The organism is Blastomonas sp. AAP53, from assembly GCF_000331245.1.
Lineage (GTDB): Bacteria > Pseudomonadota > Alphaproteobacteria > Sphingomonadales > Sphingomonadaceae > Blastomonas.
Genome location: NZ_ANFZ01000023.1, coordinates 18,817 through 36,997 on the forward strand (window position 1 = coordinate 18,817; position 18,181 = coordinate 36,997).

The window sequence follows — 18,181 nt, forward strand, 5'->3', positions numbered from 1 at the left end:
GAAGAGAGGTAAGCGCCATGTTTAACGGCAATATCGTGGGGAACATCGATGTCGCATCGATCGCTTTTTGGGCGTTCGTGCTCTTTTTCATCGGGCTGATCTATTATCTCAGGCGAGAGGATCGCCGAGAGGGCTTCCCGCTGGAAGACGAGCTGACCGGACGTTCGCTCGGCATGGGCGGTCCGCTGCTGCATGCTGCCCCCAAGTCGTTCAAGCTGCCCTTCGGCCGCGGCACGGTGTATACGCCGACGATCGGCAAGGAGCCGTTCAACATCGCCGCGCGCAAGGCCGGCCCGGGTGCAGGCGATCCCTATATCCCCACCGGCAACCCGCTGGCAGATTGCATCGGCCCGTCGGCTTATGCCGAGCGCAGCCGTCTTCCGGACATCGATGCCTTCGGCAACAACCGCATCGTGCCGATGGCGCTGGAGCCCAGCTTCTCGATCGCACGCGGCGATCCCGATCCGCGCGGCATGACCGTGATCGGCGCCGATGGTGCCGTCGCCGGCACCGTGGCGGAAATCTGGGTCGATCGCTCGGAGCATCAGGTGCGGTATCTTGAGGTCGTCACCGCAGAAGGCGTGCATGCGCTCGCACCGATGCCGATGGCCAAGATCCGCAAGTCTGCCCGTCAGATCGTGGTCGATGCGATCAACGCTGCGCAGTTCAGCGGATGCCCGCAGGTCGAAACGCCCGGACAGATCAGCCGCTACGAAGAAGACAAGATCTCCGGATATTTCGGCGGTGGCTACCTTTACGCCAACGCTGCCCGGCAGGAGCCGCTGATATGATCACGGAATATGACGATGAACCCGTCCGGGGTCTCCCCGGCGAGCTGCCGGAGGGCGAAACTTTGCTCTGGCAGGGGTCACCCGACTGGCGTCTGCTGGCCCGAAGCGCGTTCTTCACCCGCATCGTCGGCCTGTATTTCGCCGGACTTGTCGTGCTGGCGATCTACAACGGCAGCACCAGCGGCGTGATTGCCACGCTGATCGCCGGCGCCTTGGGCATCGGATTGCTGATGCTCTATGCTTGGCTGGTGGGACGGACCACGGTGTACACGCTCACCAGCCGCCGCGTGGTGATGCGCGTCGGGGTTGCACTCAACATGTGCATCAACCTGCCGCTTGGAAAGATCGGCGGCGCAAACCTGCGGGCGCTGGGTCCGGTGGAAGGCGATCTCGCCTTGCAGCTGATCGGCAAGCACAACCTGGGATACATGGTGCTGTGGCCGCATGCCCGCCCGTGGAAGCTGAGCCATCCCGAACCGATGCTCCGCGCGCTGCCCGATGCGGCTGTCGTGGGTGAGCGGCTGGCGCGTGCCGTGGCGGCCATCGCGCCGGTCGACCGCGCGCAGGAACAGGTCGCGCCTCAGGCAGACACGATGCCCGCCGGGCTTCAGGGAGCAATCGCATGAACACCGTACCGCACAGCGCGCCGAGCAACAGCTACAACGGCCATGGACACAGCCATGAAAACACCGTGCCCAAGGGCGCGCTGGTCATGGCATGCGGCGTTGTGCTGGTGACCCTGGCGCTGACCAGCGCCACCCAGCTGGGCTGGATCTCGCCCTCGCCATCTGCCAGCGAAGTGCGCTCCGCGCAGGCCGCGACGGCGCTGTCGACCCGGATCCTGCAGTTTGCCGATGGCGCAGGCGGCACCGTCGTGGTGACCGATGCGAGCAGCGGCGCGACGGTGCACGTGTATGACGGCGAAGGCAGCGGTTTCATCCGTGGCGTGCTGCGCGGAATGGGCCGCGAACGGCAGAAGCGCGCGATTCCGATGCTTGCGCCCTATGAGCTCAACCACTGGAGCGACGGTTCGCTGTCGCTGACCGATACCGCGACCAACCGCATTGTCGAGCTTGGCGCATTCGGTCCGACCAATCGCGCCACGTTCCAAGCGCTGCTGAAGTAAGGGGCCGGAGGATGGGACTTCTTCGCGAAACGTCGTTCGACACGCCCTGCCGTATCGCGGTGGAGCAGAGCGAGGCACATTTCCATGCGCATGTCGAGCTGGACGGCGATGTCGCGATCCAGCCGGGCGACAAGGTGCGGGTGCATGGCGACCCGATTATTGTGGGATTTGGCGAGTCCGTTTTGATCCAGCGCATGGCCACGGTGCATCCGGCAGGTCCATTGCTGCGGGCATGGACCAAGCTGACCGCGATGGGCGAGCTCAAGGAGCTCTACGAAGTAAGCTTCACCACCAGCCGGTGGTGAACGCTGTTCAGATGACAACGGGAGTGGTGCGATGAACATGCAGGCAAAGATCAAACCGGCGACGAGCCAGGCTGATATTCCTGATACCATGGAGCTGGCGACGCAGGAGACGGTGCTGTCTCCGCGCTTCTACACCACCGATTTCGATGCGCTCGACAGCATCGATGTCAGCCGGGTGCGTGCCGAATGGGATCAGCTGATGGCCGACATGGAGGGCGACCCGAACCGGGCGCATTTCCGCCGCAGCGAATCGTTCGATGGCGTCATCGAATCGCTCGAACCGGCGCTGCGCCGCGAGTTCATCGATTTCCTCGTCAGCTCGCTGACGTCGGAGTTTTCCGGCTGCATCCTGTATGCCGAGATCGCCCGCCGCACCAAGAACCCCGACGTCAAGAAGCTGTTCAAGCTGCTGGCGCGCGATGAAAGCCGCCATGCCGGTTTCATCAACGAAGTGCTCAAGGACGCCGGGATCGGCATCGACCTCAGCTTCCTCACCAAGACCAAGAAGTACACGTTCTTCAAGCCGAAGTTCATCTTCTACGCGGTCTATCTGTCCGAGAAGATCGGCTATGCCCGCTATATCGCGATCTTCCGGCACCTGGCGCGGCATCCGGAAAACCGGTTTCACCCGATCTTCAACTGGTTCGAACAGTGGTGCAACGACGAGTTCCGCCATGGCGAGGCCTTCGCCATGCTGCTGCACGCCGACCCCAAGCTGCTCAAGGGCATGAACCGCTACTGGATCAAGTTCTTCATCCTGTCGGTCTATGCCACCATGTATGTGCGCGACCACAATCGGCCCGTGTTCCATGCCGCCCTTGGCGTCGACACGACCGAGTATGACTACAAGGTGTTCGACATCTGCACCGCCATCAGCCGCCAGGTCTTCCCGGTGGAGATCGACACCGACAATCCGGCGCTGCGCTTGCAGATGGAAAAGCTGCGTCTGGCATCAGACCGAATCGCGGCGGGCAAGGCGCGCGGCGGCGTGGGCGGTCTGGTCCAGCGGGCAGGCGGCATGATTGGCGCAGGCACGGCCTTTGCGCGGATGTACTTCATGCCCGGCAAGCCCAACGCGCTGCCGTCCGTCATCCGCCTGCAGCCGGCCTGGTAATGAGCCTGCACGGCCATATACTGCCTGCCCTGGTGGTGCTGTTTGCCTGGTTCGGCAGCACCGGCGTGGTCGCGTGGCTTGCCAATCGCGGCAAGGACACGTTTGCGCGCAGCATTTCATGGGCGGGCTTTGCCGCAGGCATCTGCCTGTGCGTGGTCGTGTTCGCAGCCCATGGCCATGATGCCGCAGGGCCGACGTTGACGGACGCCTATGTCAGCTTCGGCGCGGCGCTGGTGATCTGGGGCTGGCTGGAACTGACGTTCCTCACCGGTATCGTTGCAGGCCCCCGCCGGACGGTCAGCGACCCGAAGGCACGCGGCTGGCGGCGGTTTTCGGATGCGGCGGCGACATTGATCTACCACGAGATCGCGATTGCAGGCGTCATGATGATGCTGGTATCGCTGACCTGGGACAGCGCCAACCCCACGGGTGCCGTGATCTTCACCCTGCTGTTCGCGCTGCGCCTCTCGGCCAAGCTCAACCTGTTCGTCGGCGTGCCCAACATGAGCGACGAGATCATGCCGGGGCATCTGGAATATCTGAAGACCTATTTCGGCCCGCGCCGCCTGCATGGCGCGCTGGCTTTCAGCCTGGTCGCGCTTGCCGCGCTGTCGCTATGGCTGGGGGCACGTGCGCTCGCCGCACCCGATGACAGCTTTGCGGCGGTCAGCGCGACCCTGGTTTTCACGCTTGCAGCGCTCGGCGCGCTGGAGCACGTGTTTTTGGCGTTGCCGTTCCGAGACGGCGCGCTGTGGCGCTGGGCCTTGCCCAGTGGCCGTCAAGGATAAATGAAGGAGAGTGGTTATGGATTATGAGGGCTTTTTCCAGAGCGAAATCGATACGATCCGCGATGAGGGACGTTATCGCATCTTCGCGGAACTGGAACGCCATCGCGGCCGCTTTCCTCACGCCACGCGCTATACCGAAGAGGGGACCGACGAGGTCACCGTATGGTGCTCGAACGACTATCTCGGCATGGGCCAGCACCCCGATGTGCTGAAGGCGATGCACGACACGCTCGACCAGTGCGGCGCGGGCGCCGGCGGCACGCGCAACATCTCAGGCACCAACCACCACCATGTGCTGCTCGAGGCGGAACTCGCTGACCTGCACGGCAAGGAATCGGCCTTGCTGTTCACCTCGGGCTATGTCTCCAACTGGGCGGCGCTGGGCACTTTGGCGGCCAAGCTGCCCAATTGCGTGGTGCTCTCCGATGCGGGCAACCATGCCTCGATGATCGAGGGCATCCGCCACAGTCGCGCCGAATGCCTCAAGTTCAAGCACAACGACCCCGAAGACCTCGACCGCCTGCTGGCGGGTATCGCGCCGGGCCGTCCCAAGCTGGTCGCGTTCGAAAGCGTCTATTCGATGGACGGCGACATTGCGCCGATCGCCGAAATTCTCGACGTCTGCGAAAAGCACGGCGCGATGAGCTATATCGATGAAGTGCACGCTGTCGGCCTCTATGGCCCGCGCGGCGGCGGCATTGCCGAGCGCGAAGGCCTGATGGACCGGATCACGGTGATCGAAGGCACGCTGGGCAAGGCGATCGGCGTGATGGGCGGTTACATTGCTGCATCGGCCGCGCTGTGCGATTTCGTCCGCAGCTTTGCCAGCGGCTTCATCTTCACCACCGCGCTGCCGCCCGCGCTCGCCGCCGGTGCTACTGCCAGCCTGCGTCACCTCAAGACCAGCCAGATGGAACGCGCCCGCCACCAGGACCGGGTCGAGAAGGTTCGCCGCCGGCTCGACCTGATGGGCATCACCCATCTCGACAACCCCAGCCACATCATCCCGGTGATGGTGGGCGATCCGCACAAGTGCAAGCGGATCAGCGACTGGCTGCTGGAGAACCACGGCATCTATGTGCAGCCGATCAACTATCCGACCGTGCCCAAGGGCACCGAGCGGCTGCGCATCACACCGTCGCCCGTCCACAGCGATGGCGACATCGACAAGCTGATCCACGCGCTGAGCGACATCTGGTCGCAGTGCGAGCTGGCGCGGCGCGCGATCGCTGCCTGACACGTTGCCCGATCTGGGCCGTCCCCCTGCTGCGGCGGCGGGGACGGCGGGTTCGGGATGCAATCTGGCTGGCCTGGCCGCCGGACATGCAAAAAGGCCGCCCCGCAAGGGACGGCCTTTCTGTTTCGGCTCAGGTCCGGATCGAAGCGATCAGGGCTGCTGCAGATAGGCGATGACGTCCGCGCGCTTCTGCGCATCGGGAAGTCCGGCGAACACCATCTTGGTGCCGGGCACGACGCGGGCGGGCTTTTCCAGATACTGGAACAGCTTTTCCGGCGACCAGGTGATGCCGCTGTTCTTGTTGGCGGGCGAGTAGTTGAAGCCTTCGACGGTGCCGGCTGCACGGCCGACGATGCCGGCGAGCGAGGGACCGACGCGGTTCTGGCCGGCTTCCTTGACGTGGCAGGTCTTGCACTGGATGAAGACCTTCTCGCCTTCAGCAGCATTGCCGGTCATGTCAGCAAATTTCTTGCCGTCCAGGGTATCGGTGTTGTCGGGTGCAGGCGCTTCGGCAGCAGCCGGGGTAGCGGCAGGCGTTTCGGCGGTGGCATCAGCAGCCGGAGCGGCTGCGTCTTCGGCCGCAGGGGTTTCGCTGCCACCCGAGCAGGCGGCCAGCAGCGCGAGACCGGCAAACACGCCGGTGTAGCGCAGTGCATTCAATCTGGACATGAACTCTCCTTTTGCTCGGCGACAACCGCCTTAAAGCATAGGCCAATATAGACGCACTGGGCCCAATGAAAAGTGGGCAAGGCTATGGATGAACGCCAGATGAAGAATTTTGTTCACGCAAATCGGCAGTGGGCATGAAAATTCGTCTCCAATGATCGCAAACGCGTCGTCCCCCGGTCAGGCTTGCCGCGCTGGTCCGCCAAGGCTGCACCCGTGATTCGTCCAGAGCGCCGGTCCACGGCGTATTCCCGCAAGCTGCTGCAACTTGCGATATCCTGCCCTTGCATGACAGGTGCGCCTACATCCAGAACCCGCGTCTGAACCATTTGGTGATGATGTATTTGGTGCCCCTGGTCACCGGATTGCCGCTGTGCAGCAGGTGGAGATTGGGCCGCCCATCGGGCAGCATGTTGTTCCAGATCAGCAGCATTCCGGTGCGCGGCATCATCTTGAACGAAAGCTGCGGAAATTCGGTTTCGCCCCCGCCGCCCGGTTCGTTGAGGAACACCATCGCCGTCCAGCTGCGCTGACCACCAGACTTGCGCTCCTTGGGCCAATATGGCTGGTCGGTATGGAAGAAATCGTGATGCGGCTTGAACTGCTGCCCCACCGCATAGCGCTGGCCCTGCAGCGTTTCTCCGCGCCGTGGATCGATCCCGGTCAGCGCGCAGATACGGTCGTCGATGCGCAGCACATCGGGGTCCCAGCGGTCGAGGTTGCAACTGTAGCTGGTGCGAAAATCGCTCTCGTCGTCCCGGCCGTTGTTGTACAGCTCCGACGGGATGGCATCGGCATCGATCGCCCCGATCAGTTCGCTGCATTCGGCCCGCGACATGAAGTCCTGGTAGCAATAGACCTGCATCGGCACCTGAACGTCGTCAAAGCTGATGCGCTGGACATGCGGGTGCGCATCCAGCCGCGCGCCGACCTCGCGGCCGATCTGCGCCAGCTGCTTGCGGTGGAGAAAGTCGGTTATCATCGCCGCACTGGTTGCGCCGCGCGGGCAAGGCCTGTCAAGCGTGCGCCACCACGGCATCACGACCCGCCGGAATGCTTCGGCGGGTCGAGCGCCAGCAAGCCTGGCTTACCAGAAGAAGTCGTTGATCACGTCGACCACCTGGCCAGTGTAGACATCGACCAGCAGCACATCGCCGTAATAGCGCACCCAGCGGTACTGGCCGTAGGCGGGGGGCAGACGATAGGCCCAGGGATCGTTGATCCAGAAGCTGCTGGCAAAGAACGGAGCGCCCAAGGTGAAGCCGATGTTCAGGCGGCGATAGTTCCAGCCACGCACCGGGGGGTAATAGCGGCCAACGCGGTAGAAGTTGCGGTTCTGGTTGCGATAGCCGACCCAGTCATACCTGCGGTCGTTGCGCCAGCCCCGGTTCCAGTCGCGGCCCCGTCCATCCCAGGCGCGGCCATCCCGACCGCCGTCCCAGCCTCTGCTAGCGAAGCCGCGCCCGTCCCAGCCGCGCCGGTTGTCGCGGTAGTCACGGCGGTCGTCGCGCCGGTCGGCCCGAAAATCGCGAACGTCGCCGCGGCGATCAGCGCGAAAGTCGCGGGTGTCGCCCCGTCGGTCCTGACGAAAATCGCGACGGTCGTCGCGTCGGTCGGCGCGAAATTCAGGCCGGGTGACCTCGCCCTGGCGGAAGTCCTGCCGGTCGGCACGCCGCTCCTGCCGGAAGTCGCGCTGGTCGCCCCGGCGTTCCTGCCGGAAGTCGCGAACATCGCCGCGCCGTTCGGTCCTGAAATCCTGACGATCTGCGCGCCGCTCCTGCCGGAACTCGCGCGGGGTATCGATGCGCGCGCTGCCGATATTGCTGCGAGGCTGCGCCCGGAATTCGCGGCCGCCGCCACCCCGGGCCTCGCGGCCTCCCCCACCGCCCCGGTTGCCGCGAAACTCGCCGCCGCCTCGGCGCCCTTCGCGCTGCTGCGCTGCTGGTTCGAGGCCGGAGGCCATGGCCGCCGCAGGTTGCTCTGCCGGTGCATTCAGCACCGCAGCATCGGCTGTGGCGAGAGGAAGCAACAGGCTGGCCACCGCAATTGACGCGAGCAGCAGCGGAAGCCGGTGAAACTTTCCGCGCAGCCGGTGGCCCAGCGGACGGGTATATTCGATCGTGACGGAGGAGGGATGCGCAAGCGAGGTTTGTGGGGTGACCATGATCGACCTTTCGATAATGGCCTGGGCAATCGTGTCGGCAACCACGCGGCACAGGACAGTTCAGATGGCATGGTTTAGCGGGCCTCGCCTGACCCGCAGCTTAACCGATCGGTTGACTCGCCATTCAGCTTTGTAAAACCCCGTTAATTCGGGATGGAATTGGATTGCGCGATCTAGTCGGGCGCGTTAGGCTGACAGCGCATGAGTTCGCAAGCGGTCCGCATTCTGGCGCTGCTCACCGGCAAGCCCCGCCCTTTTCGTGAAGACGGCACGATGAGCGCCATTGCGCGCCAGCCCGTCACCGGCCCGGTGATGCTGGGCGAACTGGGCTTCGAGGGCGATCAGGTTGCTGATCCCGTCCATCATGGCGGGCCCGACATGGCGATCCACCATTACCCGATCGATCATTATCCCTATTGGCAGCAGCGGCTGGATTCGCACAAGCTGCTGCAGAAGCCCGGTGCGTTCGGCGAGAACATCTCGACGCGCGGACTGGTGGAGAGCGACATGCGCATCGGCGATCGCTTCCGGCTGGGCGAGGCTTTGGTCGAGCTGACCAAGGGGCGCCAGCCATGCTGGAAGATCGATCACCGCTTTGGCGTATCGGGCAAGCAATCGGTCATGGCAGAGATCGTGCGCACCGGACGCTGCGGATTTTACTACCGGGTTCTGGAGCCTGGCCTGGTGCAGGCCGGCGATGTCATGCGGCTGGTGGAGCCGGGGCCTTCCGCTTGGACGGTCGACCGCGTGTTCCGGCTGTTGATCGGCGGGCAATACAAGGCAGAACCTGAAGCTGTGCGTGCACTGGTGGACCTGCCGCAGCTGGCCGCCGACTGGCGCAAGCGCGCTGCGGCTCTGGCCGATTGAAGGGATATGACATTGCGAACACTATCGGCGCTGGCGCTGGCCTGCCTGTCCAGTCCGCTTGCAGCTCAAGGCCTGTCAGATGCAGCGCAGGTGCACGAAAGCATCCTGACGCTCGATACGCATCTGGATAGCCCGGCCAATTTCGACCAGCCGGGCTGGACAATCACCGATCGGCACGATGTGCTGCACGATACCACCCAGGTCGATCTGCCACGCATGATCGAAGGCGGGCTGGATGGCGGCTTCTGGGTGATCTACACCGATCAGGGGCCCAACGACGCGCGCGGCCAAGCCGCTGCGCTCGCGCATGCGCTGAAAAGGCTGCATCAGATCCACGATTTCGTCGCCGCCAATCCGCAGAGCTTTGCGCTGGCGACCAGCGCCGCCGATGCCGCACAGATTGTGGCAGGTGGCAGGCGGATCGTCTATATCTCGATGGAAAACAGCTATCCATTGGGCAACGACATCGCCAATCTGGAGGCGTTTTATCAGCTTGGGCTGCGCATGGCAGGGCCGGTGCACAATGGCACCAACCAGCTGGCCGATTCGACCAATGGCGAGGCGGTGCACGGCGGCCTGAGCGACCTTGGCAAGGCCTGGGTGAAAGAGGCCAACCGGCTGGGCATTATCATCGACGCCAGCCATGCGGCCGACAGCAGCTTCGACCAGATGCTGGAACTTTCCGCCGCGCCGATCATCCTGTCGCACTCCGGCCCCAAGGCCTTGCACGATCATCCGCGCAACCTCGACGATGCCCGTCTGGAGGCGCTGGCGGCCAAGGGCGGGGTGATCCAGGTCAACAGCCTGTTTCTCTCACCCGACAGGCCGCGCCCTTCGGTGGATGCGCTGCGTCCAAAGATGGAAGTCATCGACAGCCTGCCGCAGGGCGAGCGTACCCAGCTGATGAAGCAATGGGCACAGGCCAATGCTGCCGAACCGCGATCGGGCACCGATTTCGACCGCTACATGCAGGCGGTGTTCCATTGCATCGATCTGCTCGGCGTCGACCATGTCGGCATCGGTGCGGACTGGGATGGCGGCGGCGGCGTGATCGGCCTCAACCAGATCAGCGACATTCCGAAAATCACCCAGGCGCTGCTGGCGCGCGGACTATCGCCGGCGGATGTCGAGAAGATCTGGAGCGGCAACGTGCTGCGCGTCATGGCGCAGGTGGAACGCGTGGCGGCACAGCAGAGCGGAGCGCCTGCTGGCTGATGCTCAGGCCATTTCCACCGCGAACAGGGTCGTGCCCTGGTAGCGGTCTTCTGCCGGGTTGAACACGGGCTGGGGGTCGAACAGGCGATCGGTGAGCGCAAGATCGTTGAGCCCGTCGAGCTTGAACGCGCCCACCTTCAACTCACGCGGCGGCTTGCCGTCACGCTCCAGCGTCACGGCATCCAGATACAATTGGTCGTGTCGTGTGTAGAGAATGTGCGGCGCAAACCGGATGCGGGTGCGGTTGTAGGTCGCTTCCAGGCATTTGCGCAGCGCAATCGCCTCAAGCACGGTCTTGTTGATGTCCATCGGACCAATATGACCAATGCCGCACCGCGTTTCAACGAAAAATTGTGCGGTGCAGCATAAGTCATTTGCCTGTCAGGCCTTTTCCTCGGCTTCCAGCTCGGCCAGCCATTGCTCCAGCCATTTGATGGTATAGTCGCCCGAGAGGAAGTCGGGCTGGTTGAGCAGCTCCTGATGCAGCGGGATGGTGGTCTTCACCCCTTGCACGACGAACTCTTCCAGCGCGCGCTTCAGCCGCATGATGCAGCCCTGGCGGGTGCGACCATAGACGATGACCTTGGCGATCATGCTGTCGTAATAGGGCGGGATGCGATAGCCGGCATACAGCCCGCTATCGACGCGCACGTGCATGCCGCCGGGCGGGTGGTAATGGCTGACAAGGCCCGGCGAGGGCGCAAAGGTGCGCGGGTCTTCGGCGTTGATCCGGCATTCGATGGCGTGACCGCGAAACTCGATCTCGTCCTGCTTGACCGACAGCGGATGCCCTTCGGCGATGCGGATCTGCTCGCGCACCAGATCAACCCCGGTGATCGCCTCGGTCACCGGATGCTCGACCTGCAGCCGGGTGTTCATCTCGATGAAGTAGAATTCGCCGTTTTCCCACAGGAACTCGATGGTGCCCGCACCGCGATAGCCCATGTCGGCCATCGCCTTGGTGACGACGCCGCCCATGCGCTCGCGCTCTTCTGCGGTGATGACGGGCGAGGGGGCTTCCTCGAGCACCTTCTGGTGGCGGCGCTGCAGCGAACAGTCACGTTCACCCAGATGGATCGCGTTGCCCTTGCCATCGCCGAACACCTGGAATTCGATATGCCGGGGGTTGCCGAGATATTTTTCCATATAGACGGTGTCGTCGCCGAACGCCGACTTGGCCTCGCTGCCCGCCTGCTGCATCAGCGTTTCGAGCTGGTCTTCGGAGGGCACGACCTTCATGCCGCGTCCGCCGCCGCCCGATGCCGCCTTGATCAGCACCGGATAGCCGATCGAGGCCGCGATGATCTTGGCCTCGGAAATGTCCTTGATCGCGCCGTCGGAGCCGGGGACCAGAGGCATGCCTAGCGCGCCTGCGGTCTTCTTGGCCTCCACCTTGTCGCCCATCGTGCGGATGTGCTCGGGCTTGGGGCCGATCCAGATGATCTTGTGCGCCTCGACGATCTCGGCGAACTTGGCGTTTTCCGACAGGAAGCCGTATCCCGGGTGGATCGCGTCCGCCTGGCTGATTTCCGCTGCCGAAATGATGTTGGCGATGTTGAGATAACTCTGGCCTGCAGGCGGCGGGCCGATGCAGATCGCCTCGTCCGCCAGCCGCACGTGCATCGCGTCGGCATCGGCGGTGGAGTGCACCGCCACCGTCTTGATGCCCATCTCATGCGCCGCACGATGGATGCGCAGCGCGATTTCGCCGCGATTGGCGATCAGGATTTTCTTGATGGCCATGAGCTGCTTACTCGATGATGACCAGCGGCTGGTCGAACTCGACCGGCTGCCCGTCTTCCACCAGAATCGCGGTGACCTTGCCGGCGCGTTCGGCGGTGATCGGGTTCATCACCTTCATGGCCTCGATGATCAGCAGCGCATCGCCGATCTTGACGTTGGCGCCCACGCTGACGAAGGGCGCTGCGCCCGGCTCGGGTGCGAGATAGGTCGTGCCGACCATCGGCGACTTGACGGCATTGGCCATCGAGGGACCGGCAGGCTCAGCAGACGCTGCGGCGGGTGCTGCAGCGGCCGGAGCGGCGGCCACCGGCGCGGGCGCGGCGGCCACGGCAACTTGCGCGACCGGAGCGGCGCTGATCGTGCGCGCGACGCGGATCTTGCGATCGCCGTCTTCGACCTCGATTTCGCTCAAACCCGTTTCGCCCAGCAGTTCTGCCAGTTCACGCACCAGTTTGCTGTCGATGTTCATGCCGCCTCCCTGTTTTGCATTGCCGCTTTTGCTGCTTGTTGATGCCATGTGTCCTGCGCCCTTGCTGTCATTTTGGGGGCCGGTCTTTGGCGGCTTCCCCGTGTAAATTCAATCCCGGTCCTGCGTTCGCGGATGCACCGCGATCGTCAGGTGTCCGGACCTCATAGCAGCGCTGCTGCCTCCAGCGCCAATAGATAAGATGCTGCGCCGAAGCCACAAATCGTGCCCTTGGCCGCAAGGCCCACCCACGAGAGGTGCCGGAATTCCTCGCGCGCGTGCGGGTTGGAGAGGTGCACCTCGATCACCGGCGTGGTGATCGACCGGATCGCGTCATGCAGCGCCACCGACGTATGGGTATAGGCCCCGGCGTTGAGCAGCACGGCGTGTGCGCCGGTGGCCTGCGCCTCGTGCAGCCAGTCGATCAGATGGCCTTCGTGGTTCGATTGGCGCATGTCGATAGCCAAGCCCAGTTCCTGCGCGCGGTCATCGAGCCGGTCGGCGATGTCGTCGAGCGTGTCGGAACCGTAAATCTCGGGCTCGCGCAGGCCCAGCAGGTTAAGATTGGGGCCATTGAGAACGAAAATGGTCGGTTGATCGGACATGCTTCATCCCGTTTGCCGGCCATATGCCGACGCCGAGCGCTTATGCGGTAAAGCGCCGCGCTAGGCAAGTTTGCCGCTGACCGGCGCAATCGGCCCGCCGCCATAAAGCCAGTCCCAGCGCGCCAGAACCGCATCGGGCCGGGCAGCAGCGGCGCGGCCCAGCGGCAGGCGCATGGCCAGATTGGCGAGCGGGTTGCCTTCGTGGAAATCCACTCCGTTCGATCGCGCCGTGGCCTGCACCCGCGCGGTGCGCGGCTGGCGCAGCGCGAAGAAGCGGGTGAGCGCCGGCGCGATATCGGCGCCGTCGGAAGGCAGCAGCACGGCCAGGGCATAGCCATCCTCGATCCCCATCGCGGCGCCCTGCGCCAGAAAGGGCAGCATCGGATGACAGGCATCCCCGATCAGCACCGCGCGATTCCGGTGCCAGGCGCGCATCGGCTTGCGATCGTGCAAGCCCCAGCGCAGCGGCGCTTCGACCCGGTCGAGCAATCGGGTGATCGCGCCCCAGCCTGCAAATTCGGCGCGCAGCCGGTCGATGTCGCCGGGCAGGTTCCAGCCCTCCTCGCGCCAGTCGGCTTGCTCGGTCACTGCGACCAGGTTCACCAGATCGGGCCGGATGCGATAGGTCACCGCATGACGGCGCGGGCCGATCCACGCCCCCACGCCTGCAGGCGGCGCGGCAGGATCGGCCTTGTCGATCCGCACCAAAGCGCGCCAGGCGACGTGGCCGGTAAACCTCGCTGCATCGTCGCCGAACAGGTGCTGGCGGACAACCGAGCGAATGCCGTCTGCCCCCAGCAGCAGATCGGCGGAGAGCGTTTCGCCCGTTTGGGTTGTGACCGTCACCCCATCGGGCCGGTTCTCGATGACGGTCAGCGCCACCCCGGTGCGCAGGCTGCCGGGCTGCGCCTGCTCGAGCGCATCCGCCAGGATCGCGACCAGATCGGCGCGGTGGAGCGTCACATAGGCTGCGCGCCATCGGTTGCGCGCGGAATCGCCCAGCGGAATTTTCAGGATCTCGCGACTGGTGCGGCCGTCGCGCATCGTGATCGTCGGCGGCGTCTGGCCCGCCGACGCGACCGCATCACCGACGCCCAGGGCGTCCAGCACGCGCATGGCATTGGGGCCCAGCTGCAGCCCTGCGCCGACCTCTTCGAGCGCTGCGGCCTGTTCGATGATCTGAACCTGATGGCCCTTGCGCGCGAGCGCCAGCGCGGCGGCGAGGCCCGCGATACCGGCGCCGGCGATCAGGATGCGCATGACAATGTCCGGGGGCGGGGCATAAGCCTGTCTAGCGTGCCCTGCGGCCCATGCAACTGCCCGGTCTTTCGCAAAGGCGCATCCGCCGCTATGCCTGCGCCATGTTGCCTTCGCTGCTCATCCTCGACGATTTTCTGGCCGATCCGCATGCCGCCCGCGCTGCGGCGCTGGCTGCGGGCTATGATCCTTCGACGCGCCAGGGCAATTATCCTGGCACGCTGTCGTCCGCGCCGCTGGCGATATCCGGGCTGGAAGCGTCGGTATCGCGGATCATCGGCGTGCCGGTCGCGCCGCAGCCCGGGACCACGCACGGCCATTGCCGCCTGACGCTCAAGGGCGATCGCGGGGTGAGCGGGGTGCACATCGATCCGTGCTTCTATTCGGGCATCCTCTACCTCAGCCGCAACGAGGATGCGCGCGGCGGCACGGACTTCTTCCGCCACAAGCGCACGGGCCTCGAAAAGGTGACGAGCGATCCCCTGGCGCTGGCGCAAAGCGGCTATGCGGACGTCAACGCTCTGGTCGAGGATGTCGTCAACCGAGACACGCTGCTGCCGGCGCGGTGGGAGCGGGTGATGCGGGTGCCGATGCGCTTCAACCGGCTGATTCTGTTCAGCCCCTGGCTGTTCCACAATTCTGCCGACGGATTCGGCGCGAATGCCGACACGGGCCGTCTGGTGCATCTGCAATTCTACGCGAGGGGCTGATCGCCCTGCGATTCGTCGGCCGGTTCTTCGGTGGCACCCATCGCCCGCGCCTGCGCCTTGCGGCGTTTGAGATTGGCGCGCAGATTGGCGGCAAGCCGTGCCTTGCGGTCTTCTGCGGCGCTGGGCCGGGACGGGCTGGGGGGCTGCGACATGGTCGGCGCTGAATATCGCCGCAAAGGCGCATTTGGCAAGCTGTGCGAGGGTTGACAAACCATTGGCACCTGCGCATAGGCGCAGGCCTTGCGAGCGGGCAGCCACGGCGACCCCGCATTTTGCAAGCCAGCGAAATGGTGTGCTGCTGTAGCTCAGTGGTAGAGCGCATCCTTGGTAAGGCTGAGGTCGGGAGTTCAATCCTCCCCAGCAGCACCATTTCGCTTTTCCCCCCTCAGTACGGGGGCTTGGCAGCAGCCTTCTGCGCTGTGGCGGCATCCGCCCACCAGGTCAGTTCATCGGCAAATTTCCCGAAGCTGCGCTCCAGCGCTTCTCCACCCGACCCGATCGGCGCGCCATTCTCGTCGATCGCCTTGCTGATCTGGCCGACCGACAGCATGCTGGGGATCACCACCATGCCCATTTCGGACAATGTCGGATGCCAGGCCTGGCCCGCCCGCACGCCGGCAAAGCGCCCGGCAGAGTAAGTCGCAAGCGCTGCAGGCCGCCAGAACCACTCTTCGAGAAAATGATCGGTCAGGTTCTTGAGCCCCGGCTGCACGCCCCAGTTAAACTCGCCCGCGATGAACAGGAACGCGTCTGCCGCGCTGATCTTTTCGGCCAGCGCCTCCATCGCGTCGGGCGCGGTGCCGGGCTCATGTTCCTTGTACATCCGATCGAGCATCGGCAGGCCCACCGCCTTGGCGTCGATCAGTTCGGCCTCGACGCCGCGCTCGGCAAAGCGGTTGATGCAATAATCGGCCAGCCGGATGCCGGCCCGGTCCGAGCGGTACGATCCATAGAGTACGAGCAGCTTTTTCATGTGGTGTGTCTCCTCACGTGCCCGCGCACCAGGGGACGATGCGCCTTGAACACAGCTACGCACGGGCGTGCGTCTCGGCTCCGGAAGCTATCGCGCTTTGACGTGAGGCACCAACCGCGTCAGTCGGTGAAAACCACCGTTTTCGATCCGTTGAGCAGCACCCGGTCAGCCAGATGATGCCGCACCGCGCGCGCCAGCACGCGGCGTTCGATGTCGCGGCCCTTGCGGACCAGGGTGTCGGGCGAATCGGCATGAGTGATCTGCTCGACATCCTGCGCGATGATCGGCCCTTCATCGAGATCGGCGGTGACGTAGTGCGCGCTCGCGCCGATCATCTTCACCCCGCGCGCGTGCGCTTGATGATAGGGCTTGGCGCCCTTGAAGCCGGGGAGAAAGCTATGGTGGATGTTGATGCATCGGCCGGTGAGGAAGCGCGCGAGGTCGTCCGACAATATCTGCATGTAGCGCGCCAGCACCACCAGCTCCGCGCCGGTCTGATCGACCACCGCCTTGATCTGCGCCTCCTGCTGCGGCTTGGTGTCGCGGGTGACCGGCAGATAGTGGAACGGCACGCCGCCCATATCGAGCCCGGCGAGCGCCTCTGCGGGATGGTTCGAGACGATGCCGACCACGTCCATCGGCAGTTCGCCAATCCGCCAGCGATAGAGCAGGTCGGCCAGGCAATGGTCGAACTTCGACACCATGATCAGCACCTTGCGGGGCACATCGGCGCGGCGGACCGACCATTGCATCGCATATTCGTCCGCCAGCGTGGCAAAGCGCGCAGGCAGCGCGTCGGCTTGCGCCTCGGGTAGCGCGAAGACCACGCGCATGAAGAAGCGACCGGTTTCCTGGTCCTCGAACTGCGCCGCCTCGCGGATATTGCCATCGGCAGCAAACAACAGCCCGGTGACGCGGCTGACGATCCCCGGCTGGTCGGGGCAGGAGAGGCTGAGGATATGCAGTTGGTCGCTCATGATCGGCCTTGTATCGAGATGTCGCCACAACACGGATGTCGCCCCCGCTGTTGCCCAACCGGTCGCGGTTCGTCGAGTCCCAAACGTGTCCGGACAGCGGCGGATGCAGCCTAGCTGGCCAGAACATCGCCCCATTCGGGGTGTCGCCGGAACGCGGTGACGACATAGCTGCAGCGCGGGATGACCTTCCACCCCTCGCTGCGCGCGGCGTCGATCAGCGCGTCGGTGAGCTGCGCGGCGATGCCCTGGCCGCGCATCGAATCGGGCACATAGGTGTGGTCGGCGCTGACCCGCAGCGTGTCGCCGCTCGCCGGGGCACGGGCATAGGTCAGCTCGGCCTCTGCCCCCTGGGCCTGGTAGACGAATCGCCCGCCATGCGCGGAACGTTCATGCTCGATGCGGATCGGAGCTGTGGGTGCGTTCATGGCGTTTCTCCTGCGTTGCTGGTCGTCGAGAACATGGGAAGCGCGGCGACTGACGGCAAGAAGCGGCTGAATCGTTGCGGTAATGCCACGCCGCGCGGCCCTTGTGAGGCCTTTGCAGCACGGCATGTGCATCAAAGCCTTTATCTATTCAGCGACTTCGCCTATATCGCGCGCTCGAAGAAACATCAGGAGAATTCGCTATACGTCCGCCAGCCCCCCGTCGCGGCCTTGTTCTGCCACCCAAATCCGGCCCGCGCTTCAATCAGTTCATCCAGTCACCCCAGGTTCGGGTGATCGATGAGAATGGCGAAAATCTGGGCGTATTGCGTACCGCTGAAGCGATAGAGCGCGCGGCTGCCGTCGGGCTGGACCTTGTCGAGGTCTCCCCCAACGCCGAGCCGCCGGTCGCCAAATTCCTGGACGTTGGCAAGTACAAGTACGAGGCCCAGAAAAAGGCCAATGCCGCACGCAAGAACCAGAAGACGCAGGAGATCAAGGAGATCAAGATGCGTCCGAACATCGATGACCATGACTATATGGTCAAGATGAAGAAGGTCCATGCGTTCATCGAAGAGGGCGACAAGGTCAAGATGACGTTGCGCTTCCGTGGCCGCGAATTGTCGCACCAGCAGCTTGGCATGGCCTTGCTTCAGCGGGTGCAGGAAGACGTCAAGGAAACCGCCAAGGTCGAAGCCTATCCGCGCATGGAAGGCCGTCAGATGCTGATGGTGCTGGCACCTAAGTAACGGCGC

General features: G+C 64.3%; 23 protein-coding genes and 1 tRNA gene. 12 read left to right on the top strand and 12 right to left on the bottom strand.

Translation table 11 applies throughout. The annotated features are described in order from the left end of the window. The first annotated feature begins 17 nt into the window (after positions 1-17). The 7 genes from puhA to hemA are packed head-to-tail and all read left to right on the top strand — an operon-like array spanning position 18 to position 5,361. Positions 18-791: a photosynthetic reaction center subunit H gene (puhA, locus tag D618_RS0116645; RefSeq protein ID WP_017672672.1), complete on the top strand. Its 774-nt coding sequence runs from the start codon at positions 18-20 to the stop codon at positions 789-791. Further along, a complete protein-coding gene (gene puhB, locus D618_RS18780) occupies positions 788-1,417 on the top strand; it encodes a photosynthetic complex putative assembly protein PuhB (protein WP_017672673.1) in 630 nt (209 codons plus the stop codon). The genes puhA and puhB overlap by 4 nt, the downstream gene beginning before the upstream one ends. After that, positions 1,414-1,917: a photosynthetic complex assembly protein PuhC gene (gene puhC, locus D618_RS0116655; protein WP_017672674.1), complete on the top strand. Its 504-nt coding sequence runs from the start codon at positions 1,414-1,416 to the stop codon at positions 1,915-1,917. The genes puhB and puhC overlap by 4 nt, the downstream gene beginning before the upstream one ends. Positions 1,918-1,928: 11 nt before the next feature. Further along, positions 1,929-2,222 carry a hypothetical protein gene (locus D618_RS0116660; RefSeq protein WP_017672675.1) on the top strand — a complete coding sequence of 98 codons (294 nt, stop codon included), beginning with the start codon at positions 1,929-1,931 and terminating at the stop codon, positions 2,220-2,222. A gap of 31 nt (positions 2,223-2,253) precedes the next feature. Continuing rightward, positions 2,254-3,336, top strand: coding sequence for a magnesium-protoporphyrin IX monomethyl ester (oxidative) cyclase (acsF, locus tag D618_RS0116665; RefSeq protein ID WP_017672676.1), 1,083 nt, complete (start codon positions 2,254-2,256; stop codon positions 3,334-3,336). Next, positions 3,336-4,124, top strand: coding sequence for a putative photosynthetic complex assembly protein PuhE (puhE, locus tag D618_RS0116670; protein WP_017672677.1), 789 nt, complete (start codon positions 3,336-3,338; stop codon positions 4,122-4,124). Before acsF ends, puhE begins: the two co-directional genes overlap by 1 nt. A 16-nt stretch (positions 4,125-4,140) precedes the next feature. Then, complete coding sequence (gene hemA / locus D618_RS0116675) at positions 4,141-5,361, top strand: 5-aminolevulinate synthase (RefSeq protein ID WP_017672678.1); 1,221 nt, start codon at positions 4,141-4,143, stop codon at positions 5,359-5,361. A 150-nt stretch (positions 5,362-5,511) separates the two neighbouring features. On the opposite strand, the gene D618_RS0116680 is transcribed toward hemA, so the two are convergent. From D618_RS0116680 to D618_RS0116690, 3 genes are all read right to left on the bottom strand, one after another. Then, a complete protein-coding gene (locus tag D618_RS0116680; protein ID WP_051041414.1) occupies positions 5,512-6,030 on the bottom strand; it encodes a cytochrome c family protein in 519 nt (172 codons plus the stop codon). A 298-nt stretch (positions 6,031-6,328) separates the two neighbouring features. Continuing rightward, complete coding sequence (locus D618_RS0116685; RefSeq protein WP_017672680.1) at positions 6,329-7,009, bottom strand: 2OG-Fe(II) oxygenase; 681 nt, start codon at positions 7,007-7,009, stop codon at positions 6,329-6,331. Between the two features lie 105 nt (positions 7,010-7,114). Beyond that, positions 7,115-8,191, bottom strand: coding sequence for an RcnB family protein (locus tag D618_RS0116690; RefSeq protein ID WP_238550707.1), 1,077 nt, complete (start codon positions 8,189-8,191; stop codon positions 7,115-7,117). A gap of 201 nt (positions 8,192-8,392) precedes the next feature. Between D618_RS0116690 and D618_RS0116695 the strand changes: the two genes are divergently transcribed. Next, positions 8,393-9,058, top strand: coding sequence for an MOSC domain-containing protein (locus D618_RS0116695; RefSeq protein WP_017672682.1), 666 nt, complete (start codon positions 8,393-8,395; stop codon positions 9,056-9,058). Positions 9,059-9,064: 6 nt separating this feature from the next. Further along, positions 9,065-10,273, top strand: coding sequence for a dipeptidase (locus D618_RS0116700; RefSeq protein ID WP_017672683.1), 1,209 nt, complete (start codon positions 9,065-9,067; stop codon positions 10,271-10,273). Positions 10,274-10,276: 3 nt separating this feature from the next. Here D618_RS0116700 and D618_RS0116705 read toward each other — a convergent pair whose 3' ends face one another. The 5 genes from D618_RS0116705 to D618_RS18785 all read right to left on the bottom strand — a co-directional run bounded on the left by D618_RS0116705 (position 10,277) and on the right by D618_RS18785 (position 14,347). Beyond that, positions 10,277-10,582 (bottom strand): hypothetical protein, encoded by a 306-nt coding sequence (locus D618_RS0116705; protein ID WP_017672684.1) that lies wholly within the window; start codon positions 10,580-10,582, stop codon positions 10,277-10,279. Positions 10,583-10,654: 72 nt separating this feature from the next. After that, complete coding sequence (gene accC / locus D618_RS0116710; protein WP_017672685.1) at positions 10,655-12,016, bottom strand: acetyl-CoA carboxylase biotin carboxylase subunit; 1,362 nt, start codon at positions 12,014-12,016, stop codon at positions 10,655-10,657. Between the two features lie 7 nt (positions 12,017-12,023). Next, entirely contained in the window at positions 12,024-12,485 is a 462-nt protein-coding gene (accB, locus tag D618_RS0116715) for an acetyl-CoA carboxylase biotin carboxyl carrier protein (RefSeq protein ID WP_040371009.1), read from the bottom strand. 161 nt (positions 12,486-12,646) lie between these two features. After that, complete coding sequence (gene aroQ / locus D618_RS0116720; RefSeq protein ID WP_017672687.1) at positions 12,647-13,087, bottom strand: type II 3-dehydroquinate dehydratase; 441 nt, start codon at positions 13,085-13,087, stop codon at positions 12,647-12,649. Between the two features lie 60 nt (positions 13,088-13,147). After that, positions 13,148-14,347 carry an FAD-dependent monooxygenase gene (locus D618_RS18785; RefSeq protein WP_017672688.1) on the bottom strand — a complete coding sequence of 400 codons (1,200 nt, stop codon included), beginning with the start codon at positions 14,345-14,347 and terminating at the stop codon, positions 13,148-13,150. 101 nt (positions 14,348-14,448) lie between these two features. On the opposite strand from D618_RS18785, the gene D618_RS0116730 reads away from it, so the two are divergent. Then, a complete protein-coding gene (locus D618_RS0116730; RefSeq protein WP_026091797.1) occupies positions 14,449-15,054 on the top strand; it encodes a DUF6445 family protein in 606 nt (201 codons plus the stop codon). On the opposite strand, the gene D618_RS19930 is transcribed toward D618_RS0116730, so the two are convergent. Next, the gene (locus D618_RS19930) at positions 15,039-15,206 is read right to left on the bottom strand and encodes a hypothetical protein (RefSeq protein WP_017672690.1); all 168 of its coding nucleotides are present in this window, start codon (positions 15,204-15,206) and stop codon (positions 15,039-15,041) included. The two genes, D618_RS0116730 and D618_RS19930, sit on opposite strands and share 16 nt — an antisense overlap. Before the next feature lie 142 nt (positions 15,207-15,348). Here D618_RS19930 and D618_RS0116740 point away from each other — a divergent pair. Then, positions 15,349-15,423: transfer RNA gene (locus D618_RS0116740), tRNA-Thr, on the top strand. A gap of 16 nt (positions 15,424-15,439) precedes the next feature. On the opposite strand, the gene D618_RS0116745 is transcribed toward D618_RS0116740, so the two are convergent. From D618_RS0116745 to D618_RS0116755, 3 genes are all read right to left on the bottom strand, one after another. After that, on the bottom strand, positions 15,440-16,027 hold the full coding sequence (locus tag D618_RS0116745; RefSeq protein ID WP_017672691.1) for an NADPH-dependent FMN reductase: 588 nt from the start codon (positions 16,025-16,027) through the stop codon (positions 15,440-15,442). 119 nt (positions 16,028-16,146) lie between these two features. Beyond that, positions 16,147-17,004 carry a formyltetrahydrofolate deformylase gene (gene purU / locus D618_RS0116750; protein WP_017672692.1) on the bottom strand — a complete coding sequence of 286 codons (858 nt, stop codon included), beginning with the start codon at positions 17,002-17,004 and terminating at the stop codon, positions 16,147-16,149. A 110-nt stretch (positions 17,005-17,114) separates the two neighbouring features. After that, a complete protein-coding gene (locus D618_RS0116755; protein ID WP_017672693.1) occupies positions 17,115-17,429 on the bottom strand; it encodes a GNAT family N-acetyltransferase in 315 nt (104 codons plus the stop codon). A gap of 200 nt (positions 17,430-17,629) precedes the next feature. On the opposite strand from D618_RS0116755, the gene infC reads away from it, so the two are divergent. Further along, positions 17,630-18,175, top strand: coding sequence for a translation initiation factor IF-3 (infC, locus tag D618_RS0116765; protein ID WP_040371003.1), 546 nt, complete (start codon positions 17,630-17,632; stop codon positions 18,173-18,175). Positions 18,176-18,181: the final 6 nt, after the last annotated feature.

Bases quoted from the DNA above. Each gene is read 5' to 3' on its own strand.
- puhA (WP_017672672.1), top strand. From the start codon at position 18: ATGTTTAACGGCAATATCGTGGGGAACATCGATGTCGCATCGATCGCT.
- puhB (WP_017672673.1), top strand. From the start codon at position 788: ATGATCACGGAATATGACGATGAACCCGTCCGGGGTCTCCCCGGCGAG.
- puhC (WP_017672674.1), top strand. From the start codon at position 1,414: ATGAACACCGTACCGCACAGCGCGCCGAGCAACAGCTACAACGGCCAT.
- D618_RS0116660 (WP_017672675.1), top strand. From the start codon at position 1,929: ATGGGACTTCTTCGCGAAACGTCGTTCGACACGCCCTGCCGTATCGCG.
- acsF (WP_017672676.1), top strand. From the start codon at position 2,254: ATGAACATGCAGGCAAAGATCAAACCGGCGACGAGCCAGGCTGATATT.
- puhE (WP_017672677.1), top strand. From the start codon at position 3,336: ATGAGCCTGCACGGCCATATACTGCCTGCCCTGGTGGTGCTGTTTGCC.
- hemA (WP_017672678.1), top strand. From the start codon at position 4,141: ATGGATTATGAGGGCTTTTTCCAGAGCGAAATCGATACGATCCGCGAT.
- D618_RS0116680 (WP_051041414.1), bottom strand. From the start codon at position 6,030: ATGTCCAGATTGAATGCACTGCGCTACACCGGCGTGTTTGCCGGTCTC.
- D618_RS0116685 (WP_017672680.1), bottom strand. From the start codon at position 7,009: ATGATAACCGACTTTCTCCACCGCAAGCAGCTGGCGCAGATCGGCCGC.
- D618_RS0116690 (WP_238550707.1), bottom strand. From the start codon at position 8,191: ATGGTCACCCCACAAACCTCGCTTGCGCATCCCTCCTCCGTCACGATC.
- D618_RS0116695 (WP_017672682.1), top strand. From the start codon at position 8,393: ATGAGTTCGCAAGCGGTCCGCATTCTGGCGCTGCTCACCGGCAAGCCC.
- D618_RS0116700 (WP_017672683.1), top strand. From the start codon at position 9,065: ATGACATTGCGAACACTATCGGCGCTGGCGCTGGCCTGCCTGTCCAGT.
- D618_RS0116705 (WP_017672684.1), bottom strand. From the start codon at position 10,582: ATGGACATCAACAAGACCGTGCTTGAGGCGATTGCGCTGCGCAAATGC.
- accC (WP_017672685.1), bottom strand. From the start codon at position 12,016: ATGGCCATCAAGAAAATCCTGATCGCCAATCGCGGCGAAATCGCGCTG.
- accB (WP_040371009.1), bottom strand. From the start codon at position 12,485: ATGAACATCGACAGCAAACTGGTGCGTGAACTGGCAGAACTGCTGGGC.
- aroQ (WP_017672687.1), bottom strand. From the start codon at position 13,087: ATGTCCGATCAACCGACCATTTTCGTTCTCAATGGCCCCAATCTTAAC.
- D618_RS18785 (WP_017672688.1), bottom strand. From the start codon at position 14,347: ATGCGCATCCTGATCGCCGGCGCCGGTATCGCGGGCCTCGCCGCCGCG.
- D618_RS0116730 (WP_026091797.1), top strand. From the start codon at position 14,449: ATGTTGCCTTCGCTGCTCATCCTCGACGATTTTCTGGCCGATCCGCAT.
- D618_RS19930 (WP_017672690.1), bottom strand. From the start codon at position 15,206: ATGTCGCAGCCCCCCAGCCCGTCCCGGCCCAGCGCCGCAGAAGACCGC.
- D618_RS0116745 (WP_017672691.1), bottom strand. From the start codon at position 16,027: ATGAAAAAGCTGCTCGTACTCTATGGATCGTACCGCTCGGACCGGGCC.
- purU (WP_017672692.1), bottom strand. From the start codon at position 17,004: ATGAGCGACCAACTGCATATCCTCAGCCTCTCCTGCCCCGACCAGCCG.
- D618_RS0116755 (WP_017672693.1), bottom strand. From the start codon at position 17,429: ATGAACGCACCCACAGCTCCGATCCGCATCGAGCATGAACGTTCCGCG.